This is a genomic window from Streptomyces sp. NPDC097595 (genome assembly GCF_044761525.1).
Classification (GTDB): domain Bacteria; phylum Actinomycetota; class Actinomycetes; order Streptomycetales; family Streptomycetaceae; genus Streptomyces; species Streptomyces drozdowiczii_A.
In genome coordinates this window covers 99,543-126,031 of record NZ_JBIWCN010000019.1, presented here as the reverse complement: position 1 = coordinate 126,031, position 26,489 = coordinate 99,543, and the positions used below count along the sequence as shown (strand labels likewise).

Genomic DNA, 26,489 nt, shown 5'->3' with positions numbered 1-26,489 from the left:
GTGAGGGTGCTCGTACTCGTCGCTCCCGGCCAAGGCGCTCAGACGCCCGGCTTCCTGACTCCCTGGCTCGACCTCCCCGGTGCCACCGACCGCATCGCGGCCTGGTCCGACGCCATCGGGCTCGACCTCCTGCGCTACGGCACCGAGGCGGACGCGGAGGAGATCCGCGACACCGCGGTGGCCCAGCCGCTGCTGGTCGCCGCCGGTCTGCTGTCGGCCGCCGCGCTCGACGCCTCGCCGGACGTCGTCGCCGGCCACAGCGTCGGTGAGATCACCGCCGCCTCGTTCGCCGGTGTCATCGGCGAGGAGGCCGCGCTCCGCTTCGTCCGTACGCGCGGGCTCGCCATGGCCGACGCCGCGGCGGTCACCGAGACCGGGATGGCGGCGCTGCTCGGCGGCGACCCCGAGGTCACGGTGGTCCACCTGGAGAAGCTCGGGCTGACCCCGGCGAACGTCAACGGGGGCGGCCAGATCGTCGCCGCGGGCACCGCCGCGCAGATCGCCGCGCTGACCGAGGACAAGCCGGAGGGTGTGCGCCGCGTGGTGCCCCTGAAGGTGGCCGGCGCCTTCCACACGCACCACATGGCGCCCGCCGTCGAGCGGCTGCGCGCGGCGGCCGGGGACCTGGACGTCTCCGACCCCTCGGTGACGTACGTCTCGAACGCCGACGGCAAGACCGTCGCCACCGGCCACGAGGTCATCACCCGGCTCGTCGGCCAGGTCGCCAACCCGGTCCGCTGGGACCTGTGCATGGAGACCTTCAAGGCGATGGGCGTCACCGCCCTCATCGAGGTCTGCCCCGGCGGCACGCTCACCGGCCTGGCCAAGCGGGCGCTGCCCGGCGTCCCGACCCTCGCGCTCAAGACCCCCGACGACCTCGACGCGGCCCGCGCGCTCATCGCTGAGCACGCGGGCGCCTAAGGAGCCCGAGAGCATGTCGAAGATCAAGCCCAGCCAGGGCGCTCCGTACGCTCGGATCATGGGGGTCGGCGGCTACCGCCCGACCCGGGTGGTGCCCAACGAGGTCATCCTGGAGACGATCGACTCGTCCGACGAGTGGATCCGCTCCCGCTCCGGCATCGCCACCCGCCACTGGGCCTCCGAGGAGGAGACCGTGGCCGCGATGTCCGTCGAGGCGTCCGGCAAGGCCATCGCGGATGCCGGGATCGCCCCGGAGCAGATCGGCGCGGTCATCGTCTCCACCGTCTCGCACTTCAAGCAGACCCCGGCCATCGCGACCGAGATCGCCCACAAGGTCGGCGCCGGCAAGCCCGCCGCCTTCGACATCTCGGCCGGCTGCGCGGGCTTCGGCTACGGGCTGACCCTCGCCAAGGGCATGATCGTCGAGGGCTCGGCGGAGTACGTACTCGTCATCGGTGTCGAGCGGCTGAGCGACCTCACCGACCTGACGGACCGGGCCACGGCCTTCCTGTTCGGCGACGGCGCCGGAGCGGTCATCGTCGGCCCCTCCAAGGTGCCCGCCATAGGCCCGACCGTCTGGGGCTCCGAGGGCGACAAGTCCGAGACGATCAAGCAGACCGTGGCGTGGAACGACTTCCAGGTCGGCGATGTCACGAAGCTGCCCCTCAACGACCGCGGCGAGATCAAGTTCCCCGCCATCACGCAGGAGGGCCAGGCGGTGTTCCGCTGGGCCGTCTTCGAGATGGCGAAGGTCGCCCAGCAGGCGCTGGACGCGGCCGGGATCGCCCCGGAAGACCTGGACGTCTTCATTCCGCACCAGGCCAACATGCGGATCATCGACTCGATGGTGAAGACGCTGAAGCTGCCGGAGAGCGTCACGGTCGCCCGTGACGTGGAGACCACCGGCAACACCTCCGCCGCCTCGATCCCGCTCGCCATGGAGCGGCTCCTGGCGACCGGTCAGGCCAAGAGCGGCGACACCGCGCTCGTCATCGGCTTCGGGGCGGGTCTCGTCTACGCCGCGACGGTCGTTACTCTCCCCTAGGCACACCGGGCTTTTCGCCCGGACGCCCGAACCCAGCAGAAATACATCGAAGGAGCGCCGAAATGGCCGCCACGCAGGAAGAGATCGTCGAAGGTCTCGCCGAGATCGTCAACGAGATCGCCGGGATCCCGACCGAGGACGTCCAGCTGGACAAGTCCTTCACGGACGACCTGGACGTCGACTCGCTGTCCATGGTCGAGGTCGTCGTCGCCGCCGAGGAGCGCTTCGACGTGAAGATCCCCGACGAGGACGTCAAGAACCTCAAGACCGTCGGCGACGCCGCGGACTACATCCTCAAGCACCAGGCCTGATCCAGCCGGTTCGTGTGTCGCCACCCGGCGGTGGCGCCGCTGATTCACGATCCCCTACACGTGGAGAAGATTTTCCAGTGAACTCGACCAATCGCACCGTGGTCGTCACCGGTATCGGCGCAACCACTCCGCTGGGTGGCGATTCCGCATCGACCTGGGAAGGCCTGATGGCCGGGCGTTCCGGCGTCAAGCCTCTTGAGGGCGAACGTTTCGCCGAACTGCCTGTCCGGATCGCGGCCCTGGCGGCCGTCGATCCCGCTGAGGTCCTGCCCCGTCCGCTCGCCCGCCGACTGGACCGCTCGGCGCAGTTCGCGCTGATCGCTGCCCGTGAGGCGTGGGCGGACGCGGGTTTCACCGGCAAGGCCGGTGAGGACGAAACGATCCAGCCCGAGCGGCTGGGTTCGGTGATCGCCTCCGGCATCGGCGGAGTGATCACCCTGCTCGACCAGTACGACGTGCTGAAGGAGAAGGGCGTACGCCGCGTCTCCCCGCACACCGTGCCCATGCTCATGCCCAACGGCCCGGCCGCGAACGTGGGCATCGAGGTGAACGCCCAGGCGGGCGTCCACACCCCGGTCTCCGCCTGCGCCTCGGGTGCCGAGGCCATCGGGTACGCCGTCGAGATGATCCGCACCGGCCGCGCCGATGTGGTCCTCGCCGGCGGCACCGAGGCGGCGATCCACCCGCTGCCGATCGCCGCGTTCGCCAACATGATGGCGATGTCCAAGAGCAACGACGAGCCGGAGAAGGCTTCCCGCCCGTACGACGTGGGCCGCGACGGCTTCGTCCTCGGCGAGGGTGCCGGTGTCGTCGTCCTGGAGTCCGCGGAGCACGCGGCGAAGCGTGGTGCCCGGGTCTACTGCGAGGTGCTGGGCCAGGGCCTCTCGGCCGACGCCCACCACATCGCGCAGCCGGAGCCGACGGGTCGCGGTATCGCCGCGGCGATGCAGAACCTGCTGGACCAGACGGACCTCAAGCCGTCGGAGATCGCCCACCTGAACGCCCACGCGACGTCCACCCCGCAGGGTGACCTCGCGGAGGTCAAGGCGCTGCGTGCGGTGCTGGGCGACGACCTGGACCACGTCGCGATCTCCGCGACGAAGTCGATGACGGGTCACCTGCTCGGCGGTGCGGGCGGCATCGAGACCGTGGCGACGGTCCTGGCGCTGCACCACCGGATGGCTCCGCCGACGATCAACGTGGACAACCTGGACGAGGAGATCGAGGCGGACGTCGTCCGGGACGCGCCGCGGGCGCTGCCGGAGGGGCCGATCGCGGCGATCAACAACTCGTTCGGCTTCGGTGGCCACAACGTGGTGCTGGCGTTCCGTAGCGTCTGACGCGCGAAGCGCGTCGCTTGTGCGTGAAGCCCGTGCCCCTCGTGTGGGGGTGCGGGCCTCCGCATACCCAGCCCCTCCGGCGATCGAGGAGCGGGGTCCGGGGCGGAGCCCCGGGATCAGACGACCTGGTGCAGCCAGCGGACCGGGGCGCCCTCGCCCGCGTGGCGGAAGGACTCCAGCTCGTCGTCCCAGGGCTTGCCCAGGAGCTTGGCGATCTCCGCCGCGAGGTCCGTCTCACCGCCCGCGGAGCGGGCCAGCGCGGCGCGGAGGCGGTCCTCGGGGACCAGGATGTCGCCGTGCATGCCGGTGACGGCGTGGAAGATGCCCAGCGCGGGCGTCGAGCTGTAGCGCTCGCCCTCAGCGGTGGGCGACGGCTCCGCCGTCACCTCGAAGCGCAGCAGGTCCCAGCCGCGCAGCGCGGACGCCAGCTTGGACGCCGTGCCGGGCCGTGCCTGCCAGGAGAATTCGGAGCGCCAGGTGCCCGGCGCGGCCGGCTGTCTGATCCAGTCGAGCTGCACCCGCCCGCCGAGGACTCCCGCCACCGCCCATTCGACATGTGGGCAGAGCGCGCGCGGTGCGGAGTGAACGTACAGGACTCCACGTGTCGTCACCGGGACCTCCAGTGTGGGACGAGGTTCGCCTTCCCCAGCGGCCTGCCATCAGTAAACAGCATCGGGAGTTATTCTCCGGAAAAGCGACAGTATGTGACGCGGTGTGATGTTCGGATGCCACCCGAGTGGAGCCGGGCGCCGCGAAAGCCACTGGCTCGACGGGGAAAAGCTACCGCGCCCCGGTGTCGGAGGTGTGACGTACCGTCGGTCCCGAAGCCCTTCTTCGCTCAGTCTTCACCCGGCGGAGCGGCGGGGCACGAACAGGAGGAGACCAGGCAATGCCGGATCGGTCCGTACGCCACCGCTCGCGCACCGCACTGGCGGGGCTGGCCGCGCTGGCCTGCCTCGGCTCGGCGGCGCTGGCCGGCTGCGGCTCGGGGTCGGACGGGACGACGAAGGGCTCGGCGGCCGCGCGCCATCCGTCCCCGGCGGCGGGTCCGGTCTGGGACCCGCGCCCGAAGTCGATCGCGGCGGTCGGGGACTCCATCACGCGCGGCTTCGACGCGTGTTCGGTGCTGGCCGACTGCCCGGAGGTCTCCTGGTCGACCGGTACGGACAGCTCGGTCCGCAGTCTGGCGGTACGGCTCCTGGGCGCGTCCGGCGCGGTGGACCACAGCTGGAACCACGCGGTGACGGGCGCCCGGATGGCGCAACTGCCGGAGCAGATGGCGGCGGCGGCGGACGAGGACCCGGATCTGGTGACCGTGATGATCGGCGCCAACGACGCCTGCCGGGACTCGGTGCGGTCGATGACCCCGGTGGCGGACTTCCGGAGGTCGTTCGAGACGTCGCTGCGCGAGCTGCGCGCCGGGGCGCCGAAGGCACAGGTGTACGTGTCGAGCGTGCCGGACCTGAAGCGGCTCTGGTCGCAGGGGCGCGGCAATCCGCTGGGCAAGCAGATCTGGAAGCTGGGCATCTGCAAGTCGATGCTGTCCGACGCGGACGACATGGGCGAGGCGGCGGTGGCCCGGCGCACCGCGGTCCAGGAGCGGGTCGTGGCGTACAACGAGGTGCTGCGCGAGGTGTGCGCGAAGGACCGCCGCTGCCGGTACGACGGCGGGGCGGTGTTCGACTACCGGTTCACGGGCAAGCAGCTCAGCCAGTGGGACTGGTTCCACCCCGGCCGCAACGGGCAGGCGAGGCTCGCCGAGATCGCGTACCGCAACGTCACGGCGGTCCGGCCGCCCGCGTAGAGTCGCTGATCATGCAGACGGGTTCGGGCACGGTGATCGGTACGGAGCACTTCGGCACCCTCGCGGACGGCACCGCGGTGCGCCGCTGGACGCTGGAGCGGGACGGCACACGGGTGCGCGTCCTGACGTACGGCGGCATCGTGCAGTCGGCCGAGGTGCCGGACCGGGACGGTGTGCGGGCCGGGATCGCGCTCGGGCTGCCGGACCTGGCCTCGTACCAGGAGTACACCGGGCCGCACTTCGGCGCGCTCGTCGGCCGGTACGCGAACCGGATCGGCGGGGCCTCCTTCGAGCTGGACGGCCGTACGCACCACCTCACGCGCAACGAGGGCCGCAACCACATCCACGGCGGGGCCTGCGGCTTCGCCGAGCGGGTGTGGGACGCGCGGGCGATCCCGGACGGGGTGGAGCTGTCCCTCGTCTCGGCGGACGGCGAGGAGGGCTTCCCGGGGCGCGTCGAGCTGACGGCGGCGTACACGCTGGACGAGGGCGGGGCGCTGCGCATCGCGTACCGGGCGGTGACGGACGCGCCGACCGTGCTGAACCTGACGAACCACACCTACTGGAACCTCGCGGGCGCCGACAGCGGCAGCGCGCTCGGTCAGCGGCTGCGCATCGCGGCGGGGGCGGTCACCCCGGTGGACGCGGAGTCGCTGCCGACCGGTGAGCTCCTGCCGGTGGAGGGCACGCGTTTCGACTTCCGCGAGCCGCGGCCGGTGACCAAGGAGTACGACCACAACTTCGTGCTCGACGGCACGGACCCGGCGGCGGAGCTGTACGACGAGGGGTCCGGGCGCGTGCTGACGGTGACGACGACGGAGCCCGGGCTCCAGCTGTACACGGCGGACCACTTCGACGGGCGGCCGTTCGGCCCGTGCGCCGGGATCGCCCTGGAGACCCAGCACTTCCCGGACTCGCCGAACCGGCCGGAGTTCCCGAGCACGGTGCTGCGGCCGGGCGAGGAGTTCGCGTCCACGACGGTGTACGGGTTCTCGGTGCGCTGAGCCCGCTCAGTCCTCGGAGACCGTCTCGCCCTTGCCGGGGCCGGCCGCGGGCTCCTCGTCGCCCACCAGGCTTCGTGCCAGCAGGGTCGCCCCCGCGACGGCCCCGGGCATGAGGAACACGGCGACGAACGGCAGCATGAAGGCCAGCCCCAGCGGCACGCCGAAGCCGAGGGTGCGCAGGCGGTGGCCGCGCAGCAGGGCGAGGCGGTCCTTGAGCACCATGCCCCGGCGCTGGAGCGCGACGGCGGTCAGCTCCTCGGCCAGGAAGTACCCGGTGACGCAGAAGCCGAGGACGGGGACGACGGTCTGCCCGGCGACGGGCACGAATCCGAGGGCGAAGAGCAGGATCGCGTACAGCCCGACCCGCACCAGGATGCGCACGCTGTCGCGGGCGGAGATCCACAGCTCCCGCCAGAGCGGCAGTCCTGATTCGGGGACCGTGCCGCCCTCGGTGCGCTCGACCTCCTCGGACAGCGACTCGTAGAAGGGCTGCCCGACCAGCAGGGTCACGGCGGTGAAGGTGATCACGGCCAGGAACAGGCCGAGGACGAAGACCAGCACGGTCAGGGTGTTGCGGAGCAGGCCGAGCCAGGGCGACGACCAGTCGTCGGCGAACGGCGTCGCCCACGCCACCATGTCGTCGGCGCCGTAGCCGAGGCCGACGAGGGCGCCGGCGTACAGCACGAGGGTGATCAGGCCGGGCAGCAGCCCTATGCCGAACCACTTGCCGTGGCCGAACACCCAGCGCTGGCCCTTGATCAGAAAACCGAGCCCCGCCCCGAGATCACGCATGGCGTCAGCCTAACGGGACCGGGGCGGGGCTCGGTTCAGTGGTGCGGGGGCGGTCAGGCGACCGCGAGCTCCACCTTGATGTTGCCGCGCGTGGCGTTCGAGTACGGGCAGACCTGGTGGGCCTTCTCGATGAGCGCCTGCGCGGTCGCCTTGTCGACGTTCGGGATGGTCGCGGTGATGGCGACCTCCAGGCCGAAGCCGCCGGCCTCGGTCTTGCCGATGGAGACCGCCGCGGTCACCGTGGAGCCGGAGATGTCGGCCTTCTCCTGGCGGGCGACGACGCCCAGCGCGCCCTGGAAGCAGGCGCTGTAGCCGGCGGCGAAGAGCTGCTCCGGGTTGGTGCCGGCGCCGCTGCCGCCCATCTCCTTCGGCGGGTTGACGACGACGTCGAGCTTGCCGTCGTCCGAGGCGACGCGGCCGTCACGGCCGTTCTCGGCGGTGGCGACGGCGGTGTACGCGACGGCGATGTTCTGAATGGTCATGCTGAGGATTCCTCCTGCTGATGCGCCGCGACTCGCGCCCACGATCGCGACGGCCTGGGGTTGAGCCTAACGGGTGCGGGGAAGGGCGGTTCAGCCGAGGGAGACGATCATCTTCCCGGTGTTCTCGCCGCGCAGCAGGCCGAGGAAGGCGCCGACGCCGTTCTCGATGCCCTCGACGACCGTCTCGCGGTACTTGAGCTCGCCCGAGGCCAGCCAGCCGGCCACGTCCTGGACGAACTGCTGCTGGAGGTCGGCGTGGTCGCCGACGAGCATGCCCTGGAGGCGCAGCCGCTTGCCGATGACGAGCGCGAGGTTGCGCGGGGCGGGGGTGGGCTCGGTGGCGTTGTACTGGGCGATCATGCCGCAGATGGTGGCGCGGCCGTGCACGTTGAACGAGGAGAGCGCGGCCTCCAGGTGCTCGCCGCCGACGTTGTCGAAATAGACGTCGATGCCGTCGGGGGCGGCCGCCGCGAGCTGCTCCTTGACCGGGCCGTTCTTGTAGTTGAACGCGGCGTCGAAGCCGTACTCCTCGGTGAGGAGCTTGACCTTCTCGTCGGAGCCGGCGGAGCCGATGACGCGGGAAGCGCCCTTGATCTTCGCCATCTGGCCGACCTGGCTGCCGACCGCGCCGGCGGCGCCGGAGACGAAGACCGCGTCGCCCTCCTTGAAGGACGCCACGTCGAACAGGCCGGCGTAGGCGGTGAGCCCGGGCATGCCGAGCACACCGAGGTAGGCGGAGAGCGGGGCGAGGGAGCCGTCGACCTTCACGGCGTGCTTGGCCGGGACGCTCGCGTACTCGCGCCAGCCGAGGCCGTGCAGGACGTGGTCGCCGACCTGGAAGCCCTCGGCGTTCGAGGCGACGACCTCGCCGACGGCGCCGCCGTCCATGGGGTGGTCGAGCTTGAACGGCGGGGTGTACGACTTCACGTCGTTCATCCGGCCGCGCATGTACGGGTCCACGGAGAAGTGCAGGTTGCGCACGAGGACCCGGCCCTCGGCGGGGGCGGCGACCGGGGCCTCACGCAGCGCGAAGTCCTCGGCCTTCGGCCAGCCGTGCGGGCGGGCCGTGAGGTGCCATTCGCGGCCGGACGCGGGAAGAGCTGCAGACATGGGCTCGGGGTCTCCTCGGTGTGGGGGTGTCGGTCTCGAAGTGGTGGAGAAGCCGGAAAAGCTTCACTACCTGAAACAACCATGCTCCTGGATATTTCACGTTGTCAAGCAACTGGGTATCCTGGGTGTCATGGCCACCTCGCGCACAGATCCCCTGACTCTCGAAGTCATCGAGCTCATCGGCAGCGTCGTCGCGCGTTATTACGAGGAGTACGAGCAGGCCGCCGCCGCGCACAGCCTCACGGGCGCGCAGGCCCGCGTCCTGGGACTGCTGTCCGTCGAGCCGCTGCCCATGCGCCGGATCGCCCAGAAGCTGAAGTGCGAGCCGTCCAATGTGACCGGGATCGTGGACCGGCTGGAGGCGCGTGACCTGGTGGAACGGCGGCCCGACCCGGCCGACCGCCGGGTGAAGCTGGCCGCGCCGACCGAGCGGGGCGCGGCGACGGCCGCGCAGCTGCGGGATGCGCTGCACTTCGCGCGGGAGCCGCTGGCAGGGCTGTCCGCGGCGGACCGGACGGTGCTGCGGGATCTGCTGCGGCGGATGCTGGGCGTGGTGTGAGCGGCGCCGCGCCTGCCGGGGCGGGCTTCGGGCCCCGCGAGTTCCAGCTCGTCCTGTTGCGCCGGATGGCGGACCACCAGCCGGGGCTCGTGGAGGACGCGCGGCAGGAGTTGAGCGCGACGCTCGCGGAGATGCGGGAGGCGAACCGGCGGTGGCAGGCCATGGTCCGGGCGCCGCGCGGGCGGGGCGCGCTGCGGCGCTACCGGTCGGTGCTCGGTGAGCCGGAGTCGACGGGGCGCCGGGTCATCGGTGACCTGGAGTGCGACGTGCTGCTGTGGCCGGTGCCGCTCTGGCCGGACCTGCGGTTCGAGGTGATGGTGGCGCCGGGCGGGGCGGTGTGGAACGAGTGGCTGGTACGGGCGCGGGGCGCTGTCGCGCCGGTGCTGCGGACGGTGGAGGACCTGGTGCCGTGGTCGTGCACGGTGGACGAGGTCGCCCTTGCCTTCGCTCCGGTCCGGCCGATGGAGGGGAGCGCGCCGACGCGGTTTGCGCTGGGGGTGGGGGCCGGGGCGGGGGCGTGTGTCGTGGAGTTCACGTGGGGGTTGTTGCAGCGGGTGGTTCCGGGGGGCTGAGGGGGCCTCAATCGCCGGCGGGCTTGTTGGCCTTGCCGGCCGGGCGTCCTCAAGCGCCGGACGGGCTGGGTTTGCGGCGCGGGCCGTGGGCCCTGCGGGTTCCGGATGTCCTCAAACGCCGGACCGGCTGAGCTTGCCGCGCGGGCCGTGGACCCTGCGGGTTCCAGTCGTCCTCAAACGCCGGACAGGCTGGGTTTGCTGCGCGGGGACCGGCAGCGCCGCACGGTTCGTGCGGGTGGGCGCGGTTCGCGCGCATCGCGCGTGGCGCGCTCGACACGCCGTCAGGTTGTCCCTCCTCCGGACCAGCCCAGCGGGCGGGGCGTCCCCGAACGGCGCAGGCTTTCAGGTGAGCCGGCTGTTCGTCGGTCGCCCTCAACGCTCTCGGGAGGAATCCGCCGTGACCGTCAGCCTTGAGCAGTTGCGCCGTTGCCATGTCGCCGTCGACCTGGGGGCCGCCCGCACCCGGGTGTACGTCAAGGGCCCCGGGCTCGTCGTGGACGAGCCGAGTGTCGCCGCCGTCAACACCCGTACCGGCTCACTGATCGCCGTGGGCGCGCTCGCCGAGCAGATGACGGGGCGCACCCCTGACTACATCCGGGTGGCCCGGCCCGTGTCCGGCGGGACCGTCGTGGACATCGAGATGGCCCAGCGGATGCTGCGCCACCTGCTCGGCGAGAAGCTCCGGCGCCAGCTGCGCCGCAAGCCCTGGCTGCGCGCCGCGGCCTGCACCCCGCACGACAGCGACCCACTGGCGCGCCGCGCCTCCGTGGAGACCCTGGTCGGCCTCGGCGCCCGGCGGGTGGAGCTGGTCGACACCCTGATCGCGGCGGCCGTCGGCTGCGGGCTGCCGGTCGAGCAGCCGACCGCGACCATGATCATGGTGTGCGGGGCGGCGACGACGCAGATCGCGGTGCTGTCGCTCGGTTCGATCGTGACGGCGGTGCGCCTCCCGGTCGGCGGCGACGCCATCGACCACGCGGTCATCCAGCACCTGCGCCAGCACCACGAACTGATGCTGCCGAGCCAGTCCGTGCGCCCCCTCCAGCTCGCCCTGCACGGCAACGGGCTGACCACGCAGGGCCCCTCGGTCACCGAGATCCACGGCCGCGACGTCGCCACCGGCCTCGCCCGGTCCGTCGAGGTCGACACCGCCGCGATCCGGCAGGCGATCCACCGCCCGCTCACCGCCGTCCTGGACGGCGTCGGCAAGGTGCTGCGGGACTGCCCGCCCGACCTGGTCGCCGACCTCGCGGACTGCGGGATCACGATGGTCGGCGGGAGCGCCCTGCTGCCCGGTCTCGACCAGATGCTGCGCGACGCGACCGGCGTTCCGGTGCACATCGCGGAGCGGCCCGACACCTGCTCGATCCTCGGCCTGGGCGCCATGATGGAGGGCGAGATCAGCCCCCTGGTGCTCGACCCGCTGGCGAGCTGACCCCGGCGGGAGCGGTGGGATGACGGACCGCGGCCTGCCCAGGTCGCCGCTGCTGCCCCGGCTCCTGGAAGCCGTGCTGAGCGTCGGCTCGGACCTCGGACTCCGGGCCACGCTCCAGCAGATCATCGACACCGCGACCGCCCTGACCGACGCGAGGTACGGGGCGCTGGGCGTACTCGACCCCGCGCGCGGCACGATCCGCGAGCTGTACGTATGCGGGATGACCGAGGACGAGCAGGCGGCGATCGGTGACTTCCCGGACGGGCACACCGGGATGCTCGGCGCGCTCGTGGACGCGCCGGGCCCGCTGCGCTCCGACGACCTGCCGGCCGATCCGCGCGCCACCGGCATCCCGCCCGGGCATCCCCCGATGCGCTCGTTCCTCGGCGCCCCGATCCGGGTGCGCCACGAGGTCTTCGGCAACATCTACCTCGCCGAGAAGCACACCGGGCACTTCACGGAGACCGACTCGGGGCTGCTGAAGGTCCTCTCCGCGCAGGCGGGCATCGCGATCGGCAACGCCCGGCTGTACGAGAGCGCCCGCCAGCGGGAACGCTGGATCGAGGGCGCCGCGGCCGTCACCAACACCCTGCTGACCGGCGAGAACCTGTCCGACGCGCTGACGACCGTGGCGGAGCGCGCGCGGCTGCTCAGCGACGCGTCGGCCGGGGTGATCCTCCAGCCCACCGACGCGGGCGGGATGGAGATCGTGGTCGCCTCGACGCACGAGGACCCGGCCGGTCTGGTGGGCACGGCGATCGCCCCCGGCTCCCCGGTCCTGGAGCAGCTGCTCGGCGGCGAGGCCGTGTTCATCGAGGACTCGGCGACCGATCCCCGGATGACGACGCCGGTACGGTCGCGGTTCGGGCCGAGCATGATGCTGCCGTTGCAGAGCGGGGGCCGGCTCATCGGGACGCTCGCCCTGCCCCGGCGGCGCGGAGCCCGCCCGTACACCGGTCTGGACCGGCTGCTGGCCGCGCAGTTCGCCTCGCAGGCCGCGCTGGCGCTGGTGCTGGCGGACTCGCAGCAGGACCGGGAGCGGCTGGCGGTGTACGAGGACCGCGACCGGATCGCGCGGGACCTGCACGATCTGGTCGTCCAGCGGCTGTTCGCCACCGAGATGATGCTGGAGTCGACGCGCCGCAGGGCCGGTGCCGGGGAGACGGGCGAGCTGCTCGGGACGGCCGTGGACGAGCTGGACTCCACGATCCAGGAGGTGCGGACGGCCATCTTCGCGCTCCAGCAGCCGCCCGCCGAGGCCCCCGCCACCTTCCGGGGCCAGGTGCTCCGGGAGACCGGGGGCGCGGCGGCGGTGCTCGGCTTCCAGCCGTCGGTGCGGTTCGCCGGGGCGGTGGACGCGCTGATCGCGGAGCCGGTCGGCAAGCGGCTGCTCGCGGCGCTGCGGGGCGCGCTGGCGGCGGCGCACCGGCGGGCTGGGGTCTCGGCGATCGAGGTGGAGGTGGACGCGACGGCGACCCTGCCGGACGGGCGGGGCGCGGTCCGCCTCACGGTGGCGGACGACGGGCACGAGCCGGACGGTGCGCGGGCGGAGACGGTGACCTGGGAGGCGCCGCTGTGAGGGCGCCGGGCGTCACGGGCCCGGCGCGGCCCGCAGGGCGACCCGGGTGTTGGAGTGCGCGACGCCCGCCTCGCGCTTGAGGCGGCGCAGGAGGGTGTCGAGCGCGGCGGTGTCGGCGGCGGTGGCGCGTACGAGATAGTCGTGGCCGCCCGTCACATGCACGACCTCGGTGATGCCGGGCAGGGTCAGCACCGCCCGTTCGAACGTCTCGTTGGTGGTGTCCATCCGCAGGGTCACGTCGATGAAGACGACGAGCCCGGTGCGGGTGTCGGCGGCCGGGTCCACGATCACCGTGAAGCCGCGGATGACGCCGTCCTTGCGCAGCCGCCGGACCCGGTCGGCCGCCGCGTTGGCGCTGAGTCCGACCCGTACACCCAGGTCGCGGTACGAGATCCGGGCGTCCTCCTGGAGGACACCGAGGATTTCCCTGTCCAGACGATCCATGGTCCCCATTGTGGCAGTTTCAGCGCATATGAGAAGAACGAGGAGGCGTCCCCCGTACGGAGCAGGCCGACGGGCCCACGGCCCGTGGCCGTCCTTGACTGGCGGTGTGGACACAGCCGCGAAGCAGTCACCCGCACCCGTGGACGCCCCGGGCTCCGCCGCCTATCGCAACCTGATCGTCGCCACGATCGGGTTCACCCTCACCTTCTGGGCGTGGAACCTGATCGCGCCCATGTCGGCTGACTACAAGGACCGGCTCGGCCTGAGCTCGTTCCAGCAGTCGCTGCTGGTGGCGGTGCCGGTACTGGTCGGTTCGCTGGGCCGGATCCCGGCGGGTGCGCTGACCGACAAGTTCGGTGCGCGGCTGATGTTCCCGGCGACCTCGGCGCTGACCATCCTGCCGGTGCTGCTGCTGATCCCGGCGAAGAACTCGTACGGGGCGATGCTCGCCGTGGGGTTCCTGCTGGGGATCGGCGGCACGACGTTCGCGATCGGCATTCCGCTGGTCAACTCGTGGTTCCCGCCCGCCAAACGCGGTCTCGCGCTCGGCGTCTTCGGCATGGGCATGGGCGGCGTCGCGCTGTCCGGCTACTTCACACCGCGCATCGCCAAACACGGCGACAACCTGCCGTTCTACGTGGTCGCGGGCGCCCTGGTGGTGTTCGCCGCGCTCTCGACGGTGCTCATCAACGACCACCCGGGCCGCAAGGTGCCGACCGATTCGCTGGCGCACCGGCTGGGCTCGGCGGGGCGGCTGCGGGTCACCTGGGAGCTGTCCGCGCTGTACGCGATCGGCTTCGGCGGCATCGTGGCGTTCGGCGTGTACCTGCCGACGTACCTCAAGACGTGGTACGAGCTGACGCCGACCGATGCCGGTACGAAGGCGGCCGGGTTCGCCCTGGTCACGGTCATCTTCCGGCCGATCGGCGGCTGGCTCTCGGACCGGGTCCACCCGGCGCTGGTCACGTCCGTGGCGCTGGGGGTGGCCGCCCTGATGGCGATCGTCCAGGCGTTCGACCCGCGGCTCGACCCGACCGGCACGATCGCGCTGCTGGTCATGGCGGCGGGCCTGGGCACCGCGAGCGGCAGCGTCTTCGCGCTGGTCTCGCAGGTCACCCCGCAGGCGAAGGTGGGCAGCGTGACCGGCATCGTCGGCGCGATGGGCGGGCTCGGCGGCTTCGTGCCGCCGCTGGTGATGGGTGCGATCTACAGCGCGAAGGACTCGTACTCGATCGGCTTCATGCTCCTGTCCGACCTGGCGCTGGCGGGCTGCGTGTACGCGTACGGGCGCATGCGGAACGTGCGGCGGGACGAGTGAAGGGCGCGGTGGCCACGGGGATGTGAGCCGGGCGGTGCACGCCGGGGCGTGAGGCGGGCCTCATTCGCGCCGGTTCCCGGGGCCGGGGTGGGCGTGCCGCTCTAGGGTGCGCAGGGTGATGCCACTTCTGCCCGCACTCCAGGACGTGTCCGGTCCGGCAGCCGCCCGCGAGGCCCTCCGGTTCGACGACGTCGCCCTCACCTACTCCGGGCTGGCCCGGACCACCGACGCCCTGGCGGCCCGCCTCGCCGGCGCGGGCCGGGTCGCCGTCTGGGCCACACCGACCGCGCACACCGTCGTCGCGGTGGTCGCCGCGCTCCGGGCCGGGGTGCCGGCCGTCCCGCTGAATCCGAAGACCGGGGAACGGGAGCTGGCGCACATCGTGGCGGACAGCGCCCCCTCGCTGGTGCTCGCTGCGCCCGACGACGTGCTCCCGCCCGCCCTGGCCGGCCTGGCACGCCTGGACCTCACCACCGCGCCCCCGGACCCCGCGCCCGCCGCCGGCCTCCCCGAACCGGACCCGGAGGCCCCCGCGCTCGTCGTGTACACCTCCGGGACGACCGGCCCGCCGAAGGGCGCCGTCCTCCCCCGCCGGGCGCTCGCCGCGTCGCTGGACGCGCTGGAGGACGCCTGGGGGTGGACCGCCGACGACGTCCTGGTGCACGCGCTCCCCCTCTTCCACGTGCACGGGCTGATCCTCGGCGTCCTGGGCCCCCTGCGCCGGGGCGGCTCCGTGCGCCACCTCGGCCGGTTCTCGCCGGAGGGCGTGGCCCGGGAGCTGGGCGCGGGCGGCACGATGCTGTTCGGCGTCCCGACGATGTACCACCGGCTGGCGGAGGCGCTGGCGGACCCGGACGCGTCGGCCGGGCTCGCGAAGGCCCTGGCGGGCGCCCGGCTGCTGGTCTCCGGGTCGGCCGCGCTGCCGGTCCACGACCACGAGCGCATCGCGGCGGCGACCGGGCGCCGGGTCATCGAGCGGTACGGCATGACGGAGACCCTGATGAACACGGGCGTACGGGCCGATGCGGCTCCGCGCCCCGGCACGGTCGGGCCGCCCCTGCGCGGGGTGGAGCTGCGCCTGGTCGAGGAGGACGGCACCCCGCTCACCGGCGCGGAGGCGATCGGCGAGATCCAGGTGCGCGGCCCGAACCTGTTCACCGGCTATCTGAACCGGCCCGACGCGACGGCCGCCGCGCTCACCGCCGATGGCTGGTTCCGGACCGGCGACATGGCCACGCTCGACCCGGACGGCTATGTCCGCATCGTCGGCCGCAAGGCCACGGACCTGATCAAGAGCGGCGGCTACAAGATCGGCGCCGGTGAGATCGAGAACGCGCTGCTGGACCACCCCGGCGTGCGGGAGGCGGCGGTCACCGGCGAGCCCGACGCGGACCTGGGCGAGCGGATCGTGGCCTGGGTGGTGCCCGCCGACCCGGCCGCCCCGCCCACCGCCGAGCAGCTGGCCGACCATGTCGCCGCCCAGCTGGCCCCGCACAAGCGCCCGCGCACCGTCCGCTACCTGGACGCGCTGCCGCGCAACGACCTGGGCAAGATCATGAAGCGGGCGCTCCATGGCTGAGCGGCTGACGGCACGCGAGGCGATCGCCGCGCTCGCCGACGGCTTCACCGAGCTGCCCGCCCCCGCCGGGGGCACCGACGGCGACGGCCCGCTCGGCTGGACCGGCTACGCGGATTCGCGGGCCCGGGCCACCGCCCGTACCGGCGAGCAGGAGTCCGTCGTGCACGGCACCGCCACGGTCGGCGGGCACCCGTGCGTGCTGCTCTCCTTCGAGTTCGGGTTCCTGGGCGGGTCGCTCGGACAGCGCACCGGGGACCGGCTCGAAGCGGCGTACGAAGAGGCCGTCACGCGGCGGCTGCCGCTGGTCTCGCTCATCGCCACGGGCGGCAGCCGGATGCAGGAGGGCATGATCGCGCTGACCCAGCTCCAGCGGGTGGCCGGCGCCTCGGCCCGGCTGCGGGCGGCGGGCCCGGCGCAGCTCGCGGTCCTGCGCGACCCGACGACCGGAGGCGGCTGGGCCACGCTGGGCGCGGGCGCGGATGTGATCCTGGCGGTGCCCGGGGCGCAGATCGGGTTCGCCGGATCGCGGGTGCGTCCGGTGGACGCCGACCCCGCCGCGTACACCGCCGAGGGCCAGCTCGCGGCCGGTGCGGTCGACGCGGTCGTGGCGCCCGGGGAGCTGCCGGCCGTGGTCGGCCGCTGGCTCGGCCTGCTCGCCCACCGGGACACCCCGCCCTCCCCCGCCCCGGTCCCGGCGGCGCTCGCGGCGACGGACCCGCCGGAGACCGGCTGGGACGCGGTGCTGCGCGCGCGGGCGGCGGACCGGCCGCGCGCCGGGGCCTATCTGGACGCCTACTTCGACGCGCGCCTGCCGCTGAGCGGCGACCGCTGCGGCGGCACGGACCCGGGGCTGCTCTGCGGCTTCGGGGTGCGCGAGGGGCGTGCGGTGGCGTACGTGGCGCAGTGCGGTACGGCGACGCGCCCGGCTGGTTACCGCACGGCGGCCCGGGTGATCCGGCTCGCGGACCGGCTCGGCGTCCCGGTCCTCACGCTGGTCGACACTCCGGGCGCGGCCAACGACGCGGAGGCGGAGCGGGCGGGCGCGGGGGCGGCCATCGCGGACGCCTTCGCGGCGGTGGCCTCGGCCCGGGTCCCGGTCACGACGCTGGTGATCGGCGAGGGCGGTTCGGGCGGGGCGCTGGCGCTGGCCGCGCCGGACCACACGCACGTCACCCCGGACAGCTACTTCTCGGTCATCGCGCCGGAGCTCGCGGCCGCGATCCTGAAGCGCTCCCCGGACCGGGTCCGGGAAACGGCCGGCCAGCTGCGGCTGCGCCCCCAGGACCTGGTGGAGCTGGGCGTGACCCGCTCGGTGGTCGCCGGCCCGCGAGCCGACGGGCAGGGGACGTGAAGGCTGGCTAGCGTGAACAAGGGGGCATGCACTCGTACGAGGAGATGACCACGATGCCCGCAGAAGCGACCGAGGGCACACCGTGCTGGGCCGACGCGACGTTCACCGATCTGGAGGGCGCGAAACGCTTCTACGGTGAGCTGCTGGGCTGGACGTTCGGTGACTCGCTGCCGGAGTACGGCAATTACACCCAGGCCCAGGTGGACGGCAAGGCGGTCGCCGCGCTGATGCCGCCGGGGCCCGGCGGGATGCCGACCGGCTGGTGCCTGTACCTGGCCTCGCCGGACGCGGCGGCCACCGCGTCGAAGATCCGCGCCAACGGCGGCACCGTCCTGGTGGAACCCATGCAGGTGGGCGACTTCGGCACGATGGTGCTGGCCACCGACCCGGGCGGGGTGACCTTCGGCGTATGGCAGCCCGGCAGCCACCGGGGCTTCGAGGCCGACATGGTCCCCGGCGCGTTCACCTGGGCCGAGGTCTTCACCCGCGCCCCGGAGAAGGCGGACAGCTTCTTCCCGGCGGTCTTCGGGTACGGCGTGCAGCGCATGGTGGACGACGGGGCCGACTTCACGCTCTACGACCTGGGCGCCGACCCGGTCCTGGGCCGCATGCGGATGACGGACGACTTCCCGCCGGAGGTCCCCGCGTACATCAACGTGTACTTCGCGGTGGACGACTGCGACGCGGCGGTGGAGAAGGCGAAGTCGCTGGGCGCTACGCTGCGGTTCGGCCCGATGACCATGCCGTTCGGCAGGTTCGCCGCGCTCACGGACCCGCAGGGCGCGCCGTTCTCGCTGTTCGACAGCGGCACGACGGGCGGCGAGGTGCCGAAGCTGGAGCGGGAGGTGTAGGCCCCTTACGCCTCGTTACGCCTCGGGGTGGCGCGCGTCGTACCGGGCGAATCCGGGCCACCGCAGCGCGAGCAGCCCCACGGCGACGGCACACGCGATCCCGCCCCCGGTGACGGCGAGACCGGGCGAGGTCAGGTCGGCGGCGGACCCGGCGAGGAAGTCCCCCAGCCGGGGCCCGCCGGCCACCACCACGATGAAGACGCCTTGGAGCCGGCCGCGCAGCTCGTCCGGCACGGCCGCCTGGAGCATGGTGTTGCGGAAGACCATGGACGTGGTGTCGGCGGCCCCGGCGAGCGCGAGGAACAGGATCCCCAGCCAGAGCTGCCGGGTCAGCCCGAAGACGGCGACGGCGGCGCCCCAGCAGGCGACGGCGACCAGGACCGCGAGACCGTGCCGCCGTACGCTCCCGAGCCACCCGGAGAACACCCCGCCGAGCAGCGCCCCCAGCGCCGGTGCGGCGACGAGCAGTCCGGTGGTCTTCGCGTCGCCCCCGTACCAGAGGACGGCGACGACGGGGAAGAGCGCGCGGGGCTGGGCGAGCACCATGGCGCACAGGTCGCTGAGGAACGTCATCCGCAGATTGGGCCGGGTCCCGAGGAACCGCAGCCCGTCCAGCACGGAGGCGCGCTTCCGGTCCGCCGTGCCGTCCCGCTCGGGCAGCATGGCCGGCAGCCGCCACATCGCGTAGAGGGAGGCCGTGAAGGTGACGGCGTCGACCCCGTACGCGGCGCGGTAGCCCCACCAGCCGACGATGAGGCCGCCGAGCATGGGCCCGACGAGCGTGCCGGTGGTGCTGGTCATCGAGTTCAGCGCGTTGGCGGCGGGCAGCTGCTCGGCCGGCAGCAGCCGGGCGATCATGGAGCTGCGGGCGGGTGAGTTGAGCGCGAAGCAGACGGCCTGGAGCGCCACGACCCCGTACAGCACCCCCACCTGCTCGACCCCGGCCACGGTCACCCCGACGAGCGCCACCGACAGCAGGAACGAGCCGAACGCGCTGACCAGCCCCAGCTTCCGCCGGTCCACGGTGTCCGCGACGGCACCGCCGTACAGCCCGAACACCACGAGCGGCACCAGCGAGCACGCCCCGATGAGCCCCACGGAGAACGCCGACCCGGTCAGGTCGTACACCTGCAACGAGACCGCGAGCGCGGTCATCCCCTGCCCGATCCAGGACACGGTGTTCCCGAACCAGAGCCGCCGGTAGTCGGGCGAGATACGCAAAGGGGTCAGATCGGCGAGTATCCGCCCACGGGGTGCCGGTTCATCGGCGCTCTCGGCGGATTCGGTCAGGGATTCGGTCACGCGGAATGGTATCGACCACCCACCGGCGCCGTATGCGCCGGTCTGATCGATTGGCGTGCGGACCCCTTGCTTCCGCTATTCGTCCACAAGTTGGTAGCCGTCCGCCTGAGAGCGGAACATACGGGCGTACTTTCCGTCCAGGTCGAGAAGGGCCGCGTGCGTGCCTTCCTCCACCACCCGGCCCTGTTCCAGGACCAGGATCCTGTCCGCGTCGCGGACGGTGTTGAGCCGGTGGGAGATGAGCAGGCTGCTCCGGCCTCGCCGGTGTTCCCGGAGTCCTAGGTGGATCTCGCGCTCGGCAACCGGGTCGAGGCCGGACGAGGGTTCGTCGAGGATCAGGAGGTCGGCGTCGGTCCGCAGAAGTGCCCTGGCCAGGGCGACGCGCTGCCATTGGCCTCCGGACAGGAGCACACCGGTCCGGTCGGGTGCCGGGTCCGGGTCCGGGGGTGCGGAGCGTGACAGGCGTCGTCGCCCGCGGCCCGGCACCGTGGTGGTCGGGGCGGGCTCGGGCAGGTGCGTCCGGCTGAGCCAGGTGTCGTAACCGTGGGGCAGTCCGTGCAGGACGGCGTCGATGCCGGCCCGGTCGGCCGCGCCGCGCAGCCGCGGCCGGTCCGCCGCCGCACCGAGGTCGCCGATCGCGATGTTGTCGGCGGCGGACATGTCGTACGCCATGAAGTCCTGGAACACCACGCCGATGCGGCGGCGCAGGGAGGTCAGGTCGACGGCCGACAGGTCGGTGCCGTTCCAGGTGACCTCGCCCCGCGTCGGCCGGTAGAGACCGGCGATGAGTTTGACGAGGGTGGACTTGCCCGCGCCGTTCAGGCCCACGAGCGCCACGGACTCGCCGGGGCGGATCTCCAGGTCCACTCCCCGCAGGACCCATTCATGGCCGGGGTGGTAGCGGAACCAGACATCGCGAAGGGCGATGCCCTCGGTGAGGGGCGGCGCCTCGCACAGCTCACCGGTCGGTGCCGGGCTCGGAGCGACCAGCTCGCTGTAGTGGCCGAAGAGTGTCAGGGACTGGCTGATGGTGCCGTAGACCCCGGTCAGGGAGGTGATGGTCAGCTGGACGGTGGCGAGTGCCGCGGTGACGATCGCCAGCTGCCCGATGCTGCCTCGCCCCGTATCGATCAGGTGCACGGCGATGGCGATCGAGGCCCCGGCAAGCACCGCCGACATCAGGCCGAGGGCGGATTCGACCCGGAGGACGGTCCGGTCCACGCGACGGTCCCCCGCTTGAGCCGAGCGCAGGTCGCCGAGCATCCGCTCCCGGAAGAACCGGCCGAGTCCGTACAGGCGGATCTCCTTCGCTGCCCGCACATCGGTCAGCAGGGCAGCGTGGAACATCTGGCGCCGGAGAAAGGGGGTGACGCGCTGCGCCATGTCGCTGCGCCGGCGGCCCAGCTTCGCCTGGGCGTAGAGCGCCGGAAGGGTGGCGGAGAGCACGAGAAAGGCGATGAGCGGGGAGAAGGCCCACAGAACGGCGACGAACCCTCCGACGGTCAGCAGGCTCTGCACCGTGCCGAGCACCATGCCGGCCACGAGCTGGGGGCTGGTCTGGCTGGCCTGTACGGCGAGTTGCAGACGGTCCTGGAAAGCGGGGTCCTCCAGCTCGGCGAGTCCTTGCGCGCGGCTGACCGCGGTGAAGAGTTCGGTCTGCGTGTGGAGGGTGACCAGCCGGTCCGCCTCCCTGTCGCCGAACTGCGCGGCCTGCGCCCCGATCGCGACCACTCCCCCGGTGACCGCGAGGACGGTGACGGACACCCAGAGCGGAGGGCCCGCGTGACGTCCCAGCTGGTCCAGGATCGCCCTGGCCGCCCAGGCGGTGACCACGGGTGCGGCGCCGGACAGCAGGGCGGTGAGGAGCAGAAGCACGGCCGGGCCGGGTGCGGCACGCAGATACAGCAGGCAGGAGCTGCGGAGCAGGCGCAGGGCGGAACGGGCGGAGGACGCGCGTGCGCGCGGGCTCGTGGCCCGGAAGTCGTGGGCGGTCAAGGGTCTCAGTCCACCCGCAGGGGCTGTGGCAGGGAGTCGAGATCCTGCAACTCCGCGACGAGAGTGCCGTCCTCACCCGTCAGCCAGTAGGTCGGGGTCGCTTCGACCTGGCAGGCGGTCATGAACGCGAGCGCGTTCTCGCCGGTCAGCAGGGTCCCGGCGGGCGAGAGCAGCTTGCGCAGGCCTCGTGCGTCCGCGCCGTCGTCCAGCAGCACCATGAGCACCTGCGTCCCGGAAGCCCCCAACCCGGCCGCACGCAGCGCCAGTTCCGGTGCGTGGGCCACGCAAGCCGAGCAGGTCGTGGAGAGGAACGCGATCAAGGTGTGCCGCCCGTGGAGGAAGTCAGGGTTCAGCGCGGTGCCGTCCTCGGCCACGACATCGAAGGCGGGCACGAGATCACCGATCGCCGGGCCGGCTCCTGGGACAGGATTCATGCGCACGCCGAGGAGGCGGAGCCGGCGTATCACCGCGGTGCTCACGGCGAGGTTGAGCAGGCAGAGCAGACCGAGTACGACGACGGCGGCCGTCAGGACAGCCATGGCGGACATCTCCTCCGGAAGGGTGCGGAACGGTCGAGGACGAAGCCGAGGGCGACCCGGCAGACATCAGGCCGGGCCCGCCAGCAGCTCCGTGAGGTCGTCCCACAGGACCACGACCCAGCTGAGCGCGGCCGCGGCCACGAGGGCGACGAGCAGGACGGGGACGGGGTGGCGAACCGCGCCGTCCGCGTACGCGCCGGCCAGACCCAGGCAGCCCATCGCCATGAGCAGTCCGTTGCGCAGGAGTTGCGCCCCGCGGACGGGCGCGCGGGAGCTGCCGAAACAGTGGCAGGCCACCTGTGCTCCCCGCCGTACGGCCCGGGCCAGCACAAGGCTGAAGAGCAGCAGCAGGGCAAGCGCTCCCAGGAGGGCCGCGGCGGCGGTGGCCGGGGCGATCAGCAGCACGGCCAGCGCGGCTTCGGCAGCCGGCACCGCCGCCAGGAGCGATGACGGACCGTAGGTGATCACCCTGGATACGAGCGGGCCACCGAGAGCCACCGCGGCTTCGCGGAACTCCCCGTACGCCCGTGGGGACCGGACCTTGGCCGCGGCGGAGAGCGCGAAGACCAGGGCGAGGACCAGGCGGGCCTCCAGCTGCGCCGAGTACCACACGGCTGACACGATGCCTCCGTTCGCGCCGGATACTGTCGAAGGCGCGTGGGGGGCGAATTGCGGTCGCCCCCCACGCACTGCCGCGTCGGCGCGGTCCCGTAACTACCGCGTCAACGTGTCAGCCGCTGCTCAGGGGCAGGTGGCCGACTGGTAGGGCGCCCCGCTGATGCTGACCCGGCACTGCCGGGCGCTGCCGGTGCAGGCGTTGCGCTGCTGCAGGACGTAGGCAGAGCTGGTGAAGATCGTCTTCCAGGGGCCCCAACAGGCCGCGGAAGCCTTCGCGGTCGGCAGGACTGCCCGCAGGATCCGGTCGCCCACCCGGTCGAACGTGCGACGCATGCAAACTCCTCAAGTCGGTTGTTCCGTGGCCCCGGTTCACACCGCGAGCGCATCACGGCAGCGGGCGAACCGGCGTTGCAGTTGCACAGTTTCCTAGGAAGCCCTGCAACCTTGCGTGTACTCGATGCAAGAAAACAAGCTCTTTATGAAAAGAGCGCTGATTTTTGTGCATCGCATTGACGCTTCCGGACTCCCGGTGTGAACATCTCCTCCCGTCAGGCACAAGCGACTGCCCGGCTTCGGCCTGCGACGGACGCGGCACCGGGGGGCGGCCGCCGATCCAGCCAGGGGGAGCGCGTGTGGCACACGGTCAGGGCACAGATCGGATTCCGGTCCGGACGGGCGGTGGCACTGCTCGTCGCACTGGTCGTGGCGGTCACTTCCTTCACCGTGCTGACCGCGACCGCGGACCGTCAGCGCCTTGAGGTCTGGGGCACGGTGGCAGCCAACTCGCGTGGCGCGTACGACCTGTTGGTGCGGCCGGCCGGAGCGCGGTCCCGGCTCGAAACGCAGCAGAAGCTGGTCTCCGCCACGGCGCTGAGCGACCTCCAGGGGGGCATCAGCGAGAAGCAGTGGCAGCGGATCCTGAAGATTCCGGGGGTGCGGGTCGCGGCGCCCGTCGCCGTCGTCGGCTACATGCCATCGACCGTCCATCTGCCGGTCGACGTATCGAAGTTCGTCCGGCCGGGCGGGAAGGCCCAGCTCTGGCGCCTGAAGCCGGAGTTGATCTCCGAGCGGGGCCTGACGAAGGTCCCGGCCGCGAACTCGTACCTCTACGTGACACCGCAGCGGCTCGATCACCCGAAGAGCGCGAGCGGAAAAGGCACGGAGCTGAGCGGGCAGATCGATCTGGTCGGTGCGGACGGCGGACGCCGCGAGGTCTGCAGCGTGGCGACGGGGAACGACCCGAAGACCAATCGGGCCGAGGGCCTGGTTCCCACCTGCGGGTCCACCCACGCCCGCAACAACGTCAACGAGCCCGGCGCGGCCAGTCCGGCAGCCACCGGGACGGACGTCCCCCCGGCCGGCATCGGCTACGTCACGTGGCGCTTCCCGTACCTGGTGGCGGCGGTGGATCCGGTTCAGGAGGCCCGCCTGGTGGGCCTGGACAAGGCGGTCGTGGACGGCTCGTACTTCGCACCGGACCAGAAGACGGCGGTCGTCGAACGCGACGGTTCGCGGTTCGCGGACATCCCGGTGCTGCTGGCCGACCGGTCACCGGTCGACGAGAAGCTGCGCGTCGAGGTCGAGGAACTCTCCCCCGAGGCGGCCGCGCACATCTCCTCGGGCGAGAACTCGGGCACCCTGGCCCGGTCGCTGCCCGGCGCTCCCGCCGTGCGCAGCCACAGCGTGGAGTTCACGTCGGACGCCGCGTACGACGCCATGACCCGCGGTCTCGGCCAGGAGGAGCCGTCGCCGGGCGAGCCGTTCGCGTGGAGCAACCTGAGCTACTACCTCAGCGCCTCCCCGGTCGCCTACGCGTCGTCCGGCGGCCGGCTGGCCGCCCGCCCCGTCCGGCAGGGCCCCCTGCTGGAACCGGACCTGGGGGAGGGCCGACTGGGCGACGGATCGGATCTCGGGGACACGGCGGTGCGGTCGCTGGACCAGCACGTCTCCCACATGTACGTGGGCAGCAACAGCACCGATGAGCCGATGCCCTTGATCAAGCCGGTCGGCCGCTTTGATCCCGACCGGCTGACGGCCGGACAGAGCCACTTCGGCGCGGTGCCGCTGGAGACGTTCTTCCCTCCGCAGGCCGAAGGAGCCGACGCGGAATCCAGGGCGGCGCTCAAGGGCAAGCCGCTGCTGCCCAACGGCAACGTGGCGGGTCTCCTGTCGGTCGCCCCCTCCATGATCACGACGCTCTCCTCCCTGCCTCTGCTCCACGACTCCGAGCAGTTCAGCGGGATCAGTCCTCAGGGGGGCGTGAACGCCGCCAAGCCGATCAGCGCGATCCGCGTCAGGCTGGACGGCACCCTCGGCACCGACGCCCTCTCCCGCGAACGGGTACGGCTGGCCGCGGAACAGATCCGGACCCGCACCGGGCTGGCCGTCGACATCACCATGGGCTCGTCGCCGTCCGCCGTCGACGTCGTCGACCCGGCCGGCAAGTTCGGACGCCCCGCACTGACTCTCCGCCAGATGTGGTCCCGCAAGGGGGTGGCCACCGCGATCGCCGACGCGGTGGACCGCAAGTCCCTCATCCTGTTCCTGCTGGTCCTCGGGGTGTGCGCACTGTTCGTCACGGGGGCCACGTCCGCGGCGGTGCGGTCCCGCCGCACCGAGCTGGGGGTGCTCGCCTGTGTGGGCTGGCCCGCCCGGAAGCTGTTCGCGCTGGTCCTGGCCGAGGTGGTCACGATCGGCGCGGCAGCCGGGCTGGCCGGAGCCGCACTGGCCGTTCCGGCAGGGGCCCTGGCAGGGGTGGACGTGCGGTGGTCGCGGGCGCTCCTCGCCCTTCCGGCGGCGGTGGCGCTGGCCGCTCTGGCCTCGCTGTGGCCGGCCCTGCAGTCCGCGCGCTCCCACCCCGGTGAGGCGATACGCCCCTCGGTGAGCGCGCGCGCCCATCGTACGAAGGTCACCGGCGTCCCGAGCCTCGCCTGGGCCAACGTACGACGGGTGCCCGGGCGGACGGCGCTCGGCGCGATGGCGCTGGCCGGCGGGGTCGCGGCGCTGGTGATGCTGATCGGGATCGGCGCCGCGTTCCAGGGAGAGGTCGCCGGCTCCCTGCTCGGGAACGCCGTCACGGTCCAGGTCCGCACGACCGACTACGTCGCCGCGGTGATCACGGCCCTCCTCGGCGCCGCGAGCGTGGCCGACGTCCTCTACACCAACATCCGTGACCGCGCGGCCGAGTACGCCCTGCTGCGGGCCACCGGCTGGCCGGACGGTTCCCTCACCCGGCTGGTGCTCGGCGAGGCGGCGCTCACGGCCACCGCCGGGGCGGTGCTCGGCGCCGGACTCGCGGTCGCCGCCTGCTCGGCGCTCACCGGCGGATACAGCCCGGTACTCGGATGGGTCGCCGCAGCCGTGGCCGGTGCCGCGATCCTGATCACCGTCGCCTGCGCGGCGCTGCCAGCGCGGACGCTCCGGACGGGTTCGACGGCGCAGACGCTGGCGGAGGAGGAGTGACCCGGTCACCGCACGGAGCCGGGGGACGGCGGGTCCGGTCCGCCACCCCCGGCGCGCGGCCGGAGACCGGGTACGA

At 72.6% G+C, this 26,489-nt stretch carries 25 protein-coding genes; 15 read left to right on the top strand and 10 right to left on the bottom strand.

Translation table 11 applies throughout. The features are described from left to right. The first annotated feature begins 6 nt into the window (after nt 1-6). The 4 genes from ACIQZN_RS26790 to fabF all read left to right on the top strand — a co-directional run bounded on the left by ACIQZN_RS26790 (nt 7) and on the right by fabF (nt 3,617). Nucleotides 7-921, top strand: coding sequence for an ACP S-malonyltransferase (locus ACIQZN_RS26790; protein ID WP_403998970.1), 915 nt, complete (start codon nt 7-9; stop codon nt 919-921). A gap of 13 nt (nt 922-934) precedes the next feature. Then, the gene (locus ACIQZN_RS26785) at nt 935-1,966 is read left to right on the top strand and encodes a ketoacyl-ACP synthase III (protein ID WP_403998799.1); all 1,032 of its coding nucleotides are present in this window, start codon (nt 935-937) and stop codon (nt 1,964-1,966) included. 62 nt (nt 1,967-2,028) lie between these two features. Continuing rightward, complete coding sequence (locus ACIQZN_RS26780) at nt 2,029-2,277, top strand: acyl carrier protein (protein ID WP_010987188.1); 249 nt, start codon at nt 2,029-2,031, stop codon at nt 2,275-2,277. Between the two features lie 77 nt (nt 2,278-2,354). Then, a complete protein-coding gene (gene fabF, locus ACIQZN_RS26775) occupies nt 2,355-3,617 on the top strand; it encodes a beta-ketoacyl-ACP synthase II (RefSeq protein WP_403998796.1) in 1,263 nt (420 codons plus the stop codon). Nucleotides 3,618-3,733: 116 nt separating this feature from the next. Here the strand turns inward: fabF and ACIQZN_RS26770 are convergent, their stop codons facing one another. After that, nucleotides 3,734-4,228 (bottom strand): DUF3145 domain-containing protein, encoded by a 495-nt coding sequence (locus ACIQZN_RS26770; RefSeq protein ID WP_073965313.1) that lies wholly within the window; start codon nt 4,226-4,228, stop codon nt 3,734-3,736. A 278-nt stretch (nt 4,229-4,506) separates the two neighbouring features. On the opposite strand from ACIQZN_RS26770, the gene ACIQZN_RS26765 reads away from it, so the two are divergent. Together ACIQZN_RS26765 and ACIQZN_RS26760 are read left to right on the top strand one after the other, a co-directional pair. Then, nucleotides 4,507-5,421 carry an SGNH/GDSL hydrolase family protein gene (locus ACIQZN_RS26765; protein ID WP_403998793.1) on the top strand — a complete coding sequence of 305 codons (915 nt, stop codon included), beginning with the start codon at nt 4,507-4,509 and terminating at the stop codon, nt 5,419-5,421. Nucleotides 5,422-5,432: 11 nt separating this feature from the next. After that, on the top strand, nt 5,433-6,425 hold the full coding sequence (locus ACIQZN_RS26760; protein ID WP_403998790.1) for an aldose epimerase family protein: 993 nt from the start codon (nt 5,433-5,435) through the stop codon (nt 6,423-6,425). A gap of 6 nt (nt 6,426-6,431) precedes the next feature. Here the strand turns inward: ACIQZN_RS26760 and ACIQZN_RS26755 are convergent, their stop codons facing one another. The 3 genes from ACIQZN_RS26755 to ACIQZN_RS26745 form a co-directional block, all read right to left on the bottom strand. Continuing rightward, complete coding sequence (locus ACIQZN_RS26755; RefSeq protein ID WP_403998788.1) at nt 6,432-7,217, bottom strand: EI24 domain-containing protein; 786 nt, start codon at nt 7,215-7,217, stop codon at nt 6,432-6,434. Between the two features lie 53 nt (nt 7,218-7,270). Further along, entirely contained in the window at nt 7,271-7,699 is a 429-nt protein-coding gene (locus tag ACIQZN_RS26750; protein WP_265544505.1) for an organic hydroperoxide resistance protein, read from the bottom strand. Nucleotides 7,700-7,789: 90 nt separating this feature from the next. Then, nucleotides 7,790-8,809: an NADP-dependent oxidoreductase gene (locus ACIQZN_RS26745; protein ID WP_403998784.1), complete on the bottom strand. Its 1,020-nt coding sequence runs from the start codon at nt 8,807-8,809 to the stop codon at nt 7,790-7,792. A gap of 130 nt (nt 8,810-8,939) precedes the next feature. On the opposite strand from ACIQZN_RS26745, the gene ACIQZN_RS26740 reads away from it, so the two are divergent. From ACIQZN_RS26740 to ACIQZN_RS26725, 4 genes are all read left to right on the top strand, one after another. Then, on the top strand, nt 8,940-9,368 hold the full coding sequence (locus tag ACIQZN_RS26740; RefSeq protein ID WP_403998781.1) for a MarR family winged helix-turn-helix transcriptional regulator: 429 nt from the start codon (nt 8,940-8,942) through the stop codon (nt 9,366-9,368). A gap of 65 nt (nt 9,369-9,433) precedes the next feature. Then, nucleotides 9,434-9,940 carry a hypothetical protein gene (locus ACIQZN_RS26735; protein WP_403998967.1) on the top strand — a complete coding sequence of 169 codons (507 nt, stop codon included), beginning with the start codon at nt 9,434-9,436 and terminating at the stop codon, nt 9,938-9,940. A gap of 397 nt (nt 9,941-10,337) precedes the next feature. Continuing rightward, the gene (locus ACIQZN_RS26730) at nt 10,338-11,375 is read left to right on the top strand and encodes a rod shape-determining protein (protein ID WP_403998778.1); all 1,038 of its coding nucleotides are present in this window, start codon (nt 10,338-10,340) and stop codon (nt 11,373-11,375) included. A 19-nt stretch (nt 11,376-11,394) separates the two neighbouring features. Continuing rightward, nucleotides 11,395-12,954: a GAF domain-containing sensor histidine kinase gene (locus ACIQZN_RS26725; RefSeq protein ID WP_403998775.1), complete on the top strand. Its 1,560-nt coding sequence runs from the start codon at nt 11,395-11,397 to the stop codon at nt 12,952-12,954. A 12-nt stretch (nt 12,955-12,966) separates the two neighbouring features. On the opposite strand, the gene ACIQZN_RS26720 is transcribed toward ACIQZN_RS26725, so the two are convergent. Beyond that, complete coding sequence (locus ACIQZN_RS26720; RefSeq protein ID WP_026171549.1) at nt 12,967-13,398, bottom strand: Lrp/AsnC family transcriptional regulator; 432 nt, start codon at nt 13,396-13,398, stop codon at nt 12,967-12,969. 106 nt (nt 13,399-13,504) lie between these two features. Here ACIQZN_RS26720 and ACIQZN_RS26715 point away from each other — a divergent pair, with 106 nt between their 5' ends. The 4 genes from ACIQZN_RS26715 (at nt 13,505) to ACIQZN_RS26700 (ending at nt 18,497) form a co-directional block, all read left to right on the top strand. Next, nucleotides 13,505-14,716 (top strand): nitrate/nitrite transporter, encoded by a 1,212-nt coding sequence (locus tag ACIQZN_RS26715; protein ID WP_403998771.1) that lies wholly within the window; start codon nt 13,505-13,507, stop codon nt 14,714-14,716. Between the two features lie 118 nt (nt 14,717-14,834). After that, on the top strand, nt 14,835-16,295 hold the full coding sequence (locus tag ACIQZN_RS26710) for an acyl-CoA synthetase (RefSeq protein ID WP_403998964.1): 1,461 nt from the start codon (nt 14,835-14,837) through the stop codon (nt 16,293-16,295). Then, the gene (locus ACIQZN_RS26705; protein WP_403998768.1) at nt 16,288-17,646 is read left to right on the top strand and encodes a carboxyl transferase domain-containing protein; all 1,359 of its coding nucleotides are present in this window, start codon (nt 16,288-16,290) and stop codon (nt 17,644-17,646) included. Before ACIQZN_RS26710 ends, ACIQZN_RS26705 begins: the two co-directional genes overlap by 8 nt. Nucleotides 17,647-17,690: 44 nt before the next feature. Next, the gene (locus ACIQZN_RS26700; RefSeq protein WP_403998961.1) at nt 17,691-18,497 is read left to right on the top strand and encodes a VOC family protein; all 807 of its coding nucleotides are present in this window, start codon (nt 17,691-17,693) and stop codon (nt 18,495-18,497) included. A gap of 15 nt (nt 18,498-18,512) precedes the next feature. Here ACIQZN_RS26700 and ACIQZN_RS26695 read toward each other — a convergent pair whose 3' ends face one another. The 5 genes from ACIQZN_RS26695 to ACIQZN_RS26675 form a co-directional block, all read right to left on the bottom strand. After that, the gene (locus tag ACIQZN_RS26695) at nt 18,513-19,799 is read right to left on the bottom strand and encodes an MFS transporter (protein WP_403998765.1); all 1,287 of its coding nucleotides are present in this window, start codon (nt 19,797-19,799) and stop codon (nt 18,513-18,515) included. Between the two features lie 75 nt (nt 19,800-19,874). Then, a complete protein-coding gene (locus tag ACIQZN_RS26690) occupies nt 19,875-21,794 on the bottom strand; it encodes an ABC transporter ATP-binding protein (protein WP_403998762.1) in 1,920 nt (639 codons plus the stop codon). 5 nt (nt 21,795-21,799) lie between these two features. After that, a complete protein-coding gene (locus tag ACIQZN_RS26685) occupies nt 21,800-22,333 on the bottom strand; it encodes a TlpA family protein disulfide reductase (RefSeq protein WP_403998759.1) in 534 nt (177 codons plus the stop codon). Between the two features lie 66 nt (nt 22,334-22,399). Beyond that, a complete protein-coding gene (locus ACIQZN_RS26680) occupies nt 22,400-22,954 on the bottom strand; it encodes a MauE/DoxX family redox-associated membrane protein (RefSeq protein WP_403998756.1) in 555 nt (184 codons plus the stop codon). A gap of 120 nt (nt 22,955-23,074) precedes the next feature. Beyond that, a complete protein-coding gene (locus ACIQZN_RS26675) occupies nt 23,075-23,284 on the bottom strand; it encodes a hypothetical protein (protein ID WP_403998753.1) in 210 nt (69 codons plus the stop codon). Nucleotides 23,285-23,629: 345 nt separating this feature from the next. On the opposite strand from ACIQZN_RS26675, the gene ACIQZN_RS26670 reads away from it, so the two are divergent. After that, nucleotides 23,630-26,413, top strand: a complete 2,784-nt coding sequence (locus ACIQZN_RS26670) for an FtsX-like permease family protein (RefSeq protein ID WP_403998750.1) — start codon at nt 23,630-23,632, stop codon at nt 26,411-26,413. Nucleotides 26,414-26,489 lie beyond the last annotated feature (76 nt).

Coding starts and splice junctions, on each gene's coding strand:
- ACIQZN_RS26700 (WP_403998961.1), top strand. CDS start 17,691: ATGACCACGATGCCCGCAGAAGCGACCGAGGGCACACCGTGCTGGGCC.
- ACIQZN_RS26780 (WP_010987188.1), top strand. CDS start 2,029: ATGGCCGCCACGCAGGAAGAGATCGTCGAAGGTCTCGCCGAGATCGTC.
- ACIQZN_RS26765 (WP_403998793.1), top strand. CDS start 4,507: ATGCCGGATCGGTCCGTACGCCACCGCTCGCGCACCGCACTGGCGGGG.
- ACIQZN_RS26685 (WP_403998759.1), bottom strand. CDS start 22,333: ATGGCTGTCCTGACGGCCGCCGTCGTCGTACTCGGTCTGCTCTGCCTG.
- ACIQZN_RS26735 (WP_403998967.1), top strand. CDS start 9,434: ATGGCGGACCACCAGCCGGGGCTCGTGGAGGACGCGCGGCAGGAGTTG.
- ACIQZN_RS26720 (WP_026171549.1), bottom strand. CDS start 13,398: ATGGATCGTCTGGACAGGGAAATCCTCGGTGTCCTCCAGGAGGACGCC.
- ACIQZN_RS26675 (WP_403998753.1), bottom strand. CDS start 23,284: ATGCGTCGCACGTTCGACCGGGTGGGCGACCGGATCCTGCGGGCAGTC.
- ACIQZN_RS26760 (WP_403998790.1), top strand. CDS start 5,433: ATGCAGACGGGTTCGGGCACGGTGATCGGTACGGAGCACTTCGGCACC.
- ACIQZN_RS26705 (WP_403998768.1), top strand. CDS start 16,288: ATGGCTGAGCGGCTGACGGCACGCGAGGCGATCGCCGCGCTCGCCGAC.
- ACIQZN_RS26740 (WP_403998781.1), top strand. CDS start 8,940: ATGGCCACCTCGCGCACAGATCCCCTGACTCTCGAAGTCATCGAGCTC.
- ACIQZN_RS26725 (WP_403998775.1), top strand. CDS start 11,395: ATGACGGACCGCGGCCTGCCCAGGTCGCCGCTGCTGCCCCGGCTCCTG.
- ACIQZN_RS26710 (WP_403998964.1), top strand. CDS start 14,835: ATGCCACTTCTGCCCGCACTCCAGGACGTGTCCGGTCCGGCAGCCGCC.
- ACIQZN_RS26785 (WP_403998799.1), top strand. CDS start 935: ATGTCGAAGATCAAGCCCAGCCAGGGCGCTCCGTACGCTCGGATCATG.
- ACIQZN_RS26745 (WP_403998784.1), bottom strand. CDS start 8,809: ATGTCTGCAGCTCTTCCCGCGTCCGGCCGCGAATGGCACCTCACGGCC.
- ACIQZN_RS26755 (WP_403998788.1), bottom strand. CDS start 7,217: ATGCGTGATCTCGGGGCGGGGCTCGGTTTTCTGATCAAGGGCCAGCGC.
- ACIQZN_RS26750 (WP_265544505.1), bottom strand. CDS start 7,699: ATGACCATTCAGAACATCGCCGTCGCGTACACCGCCGTCGCCACCGCC.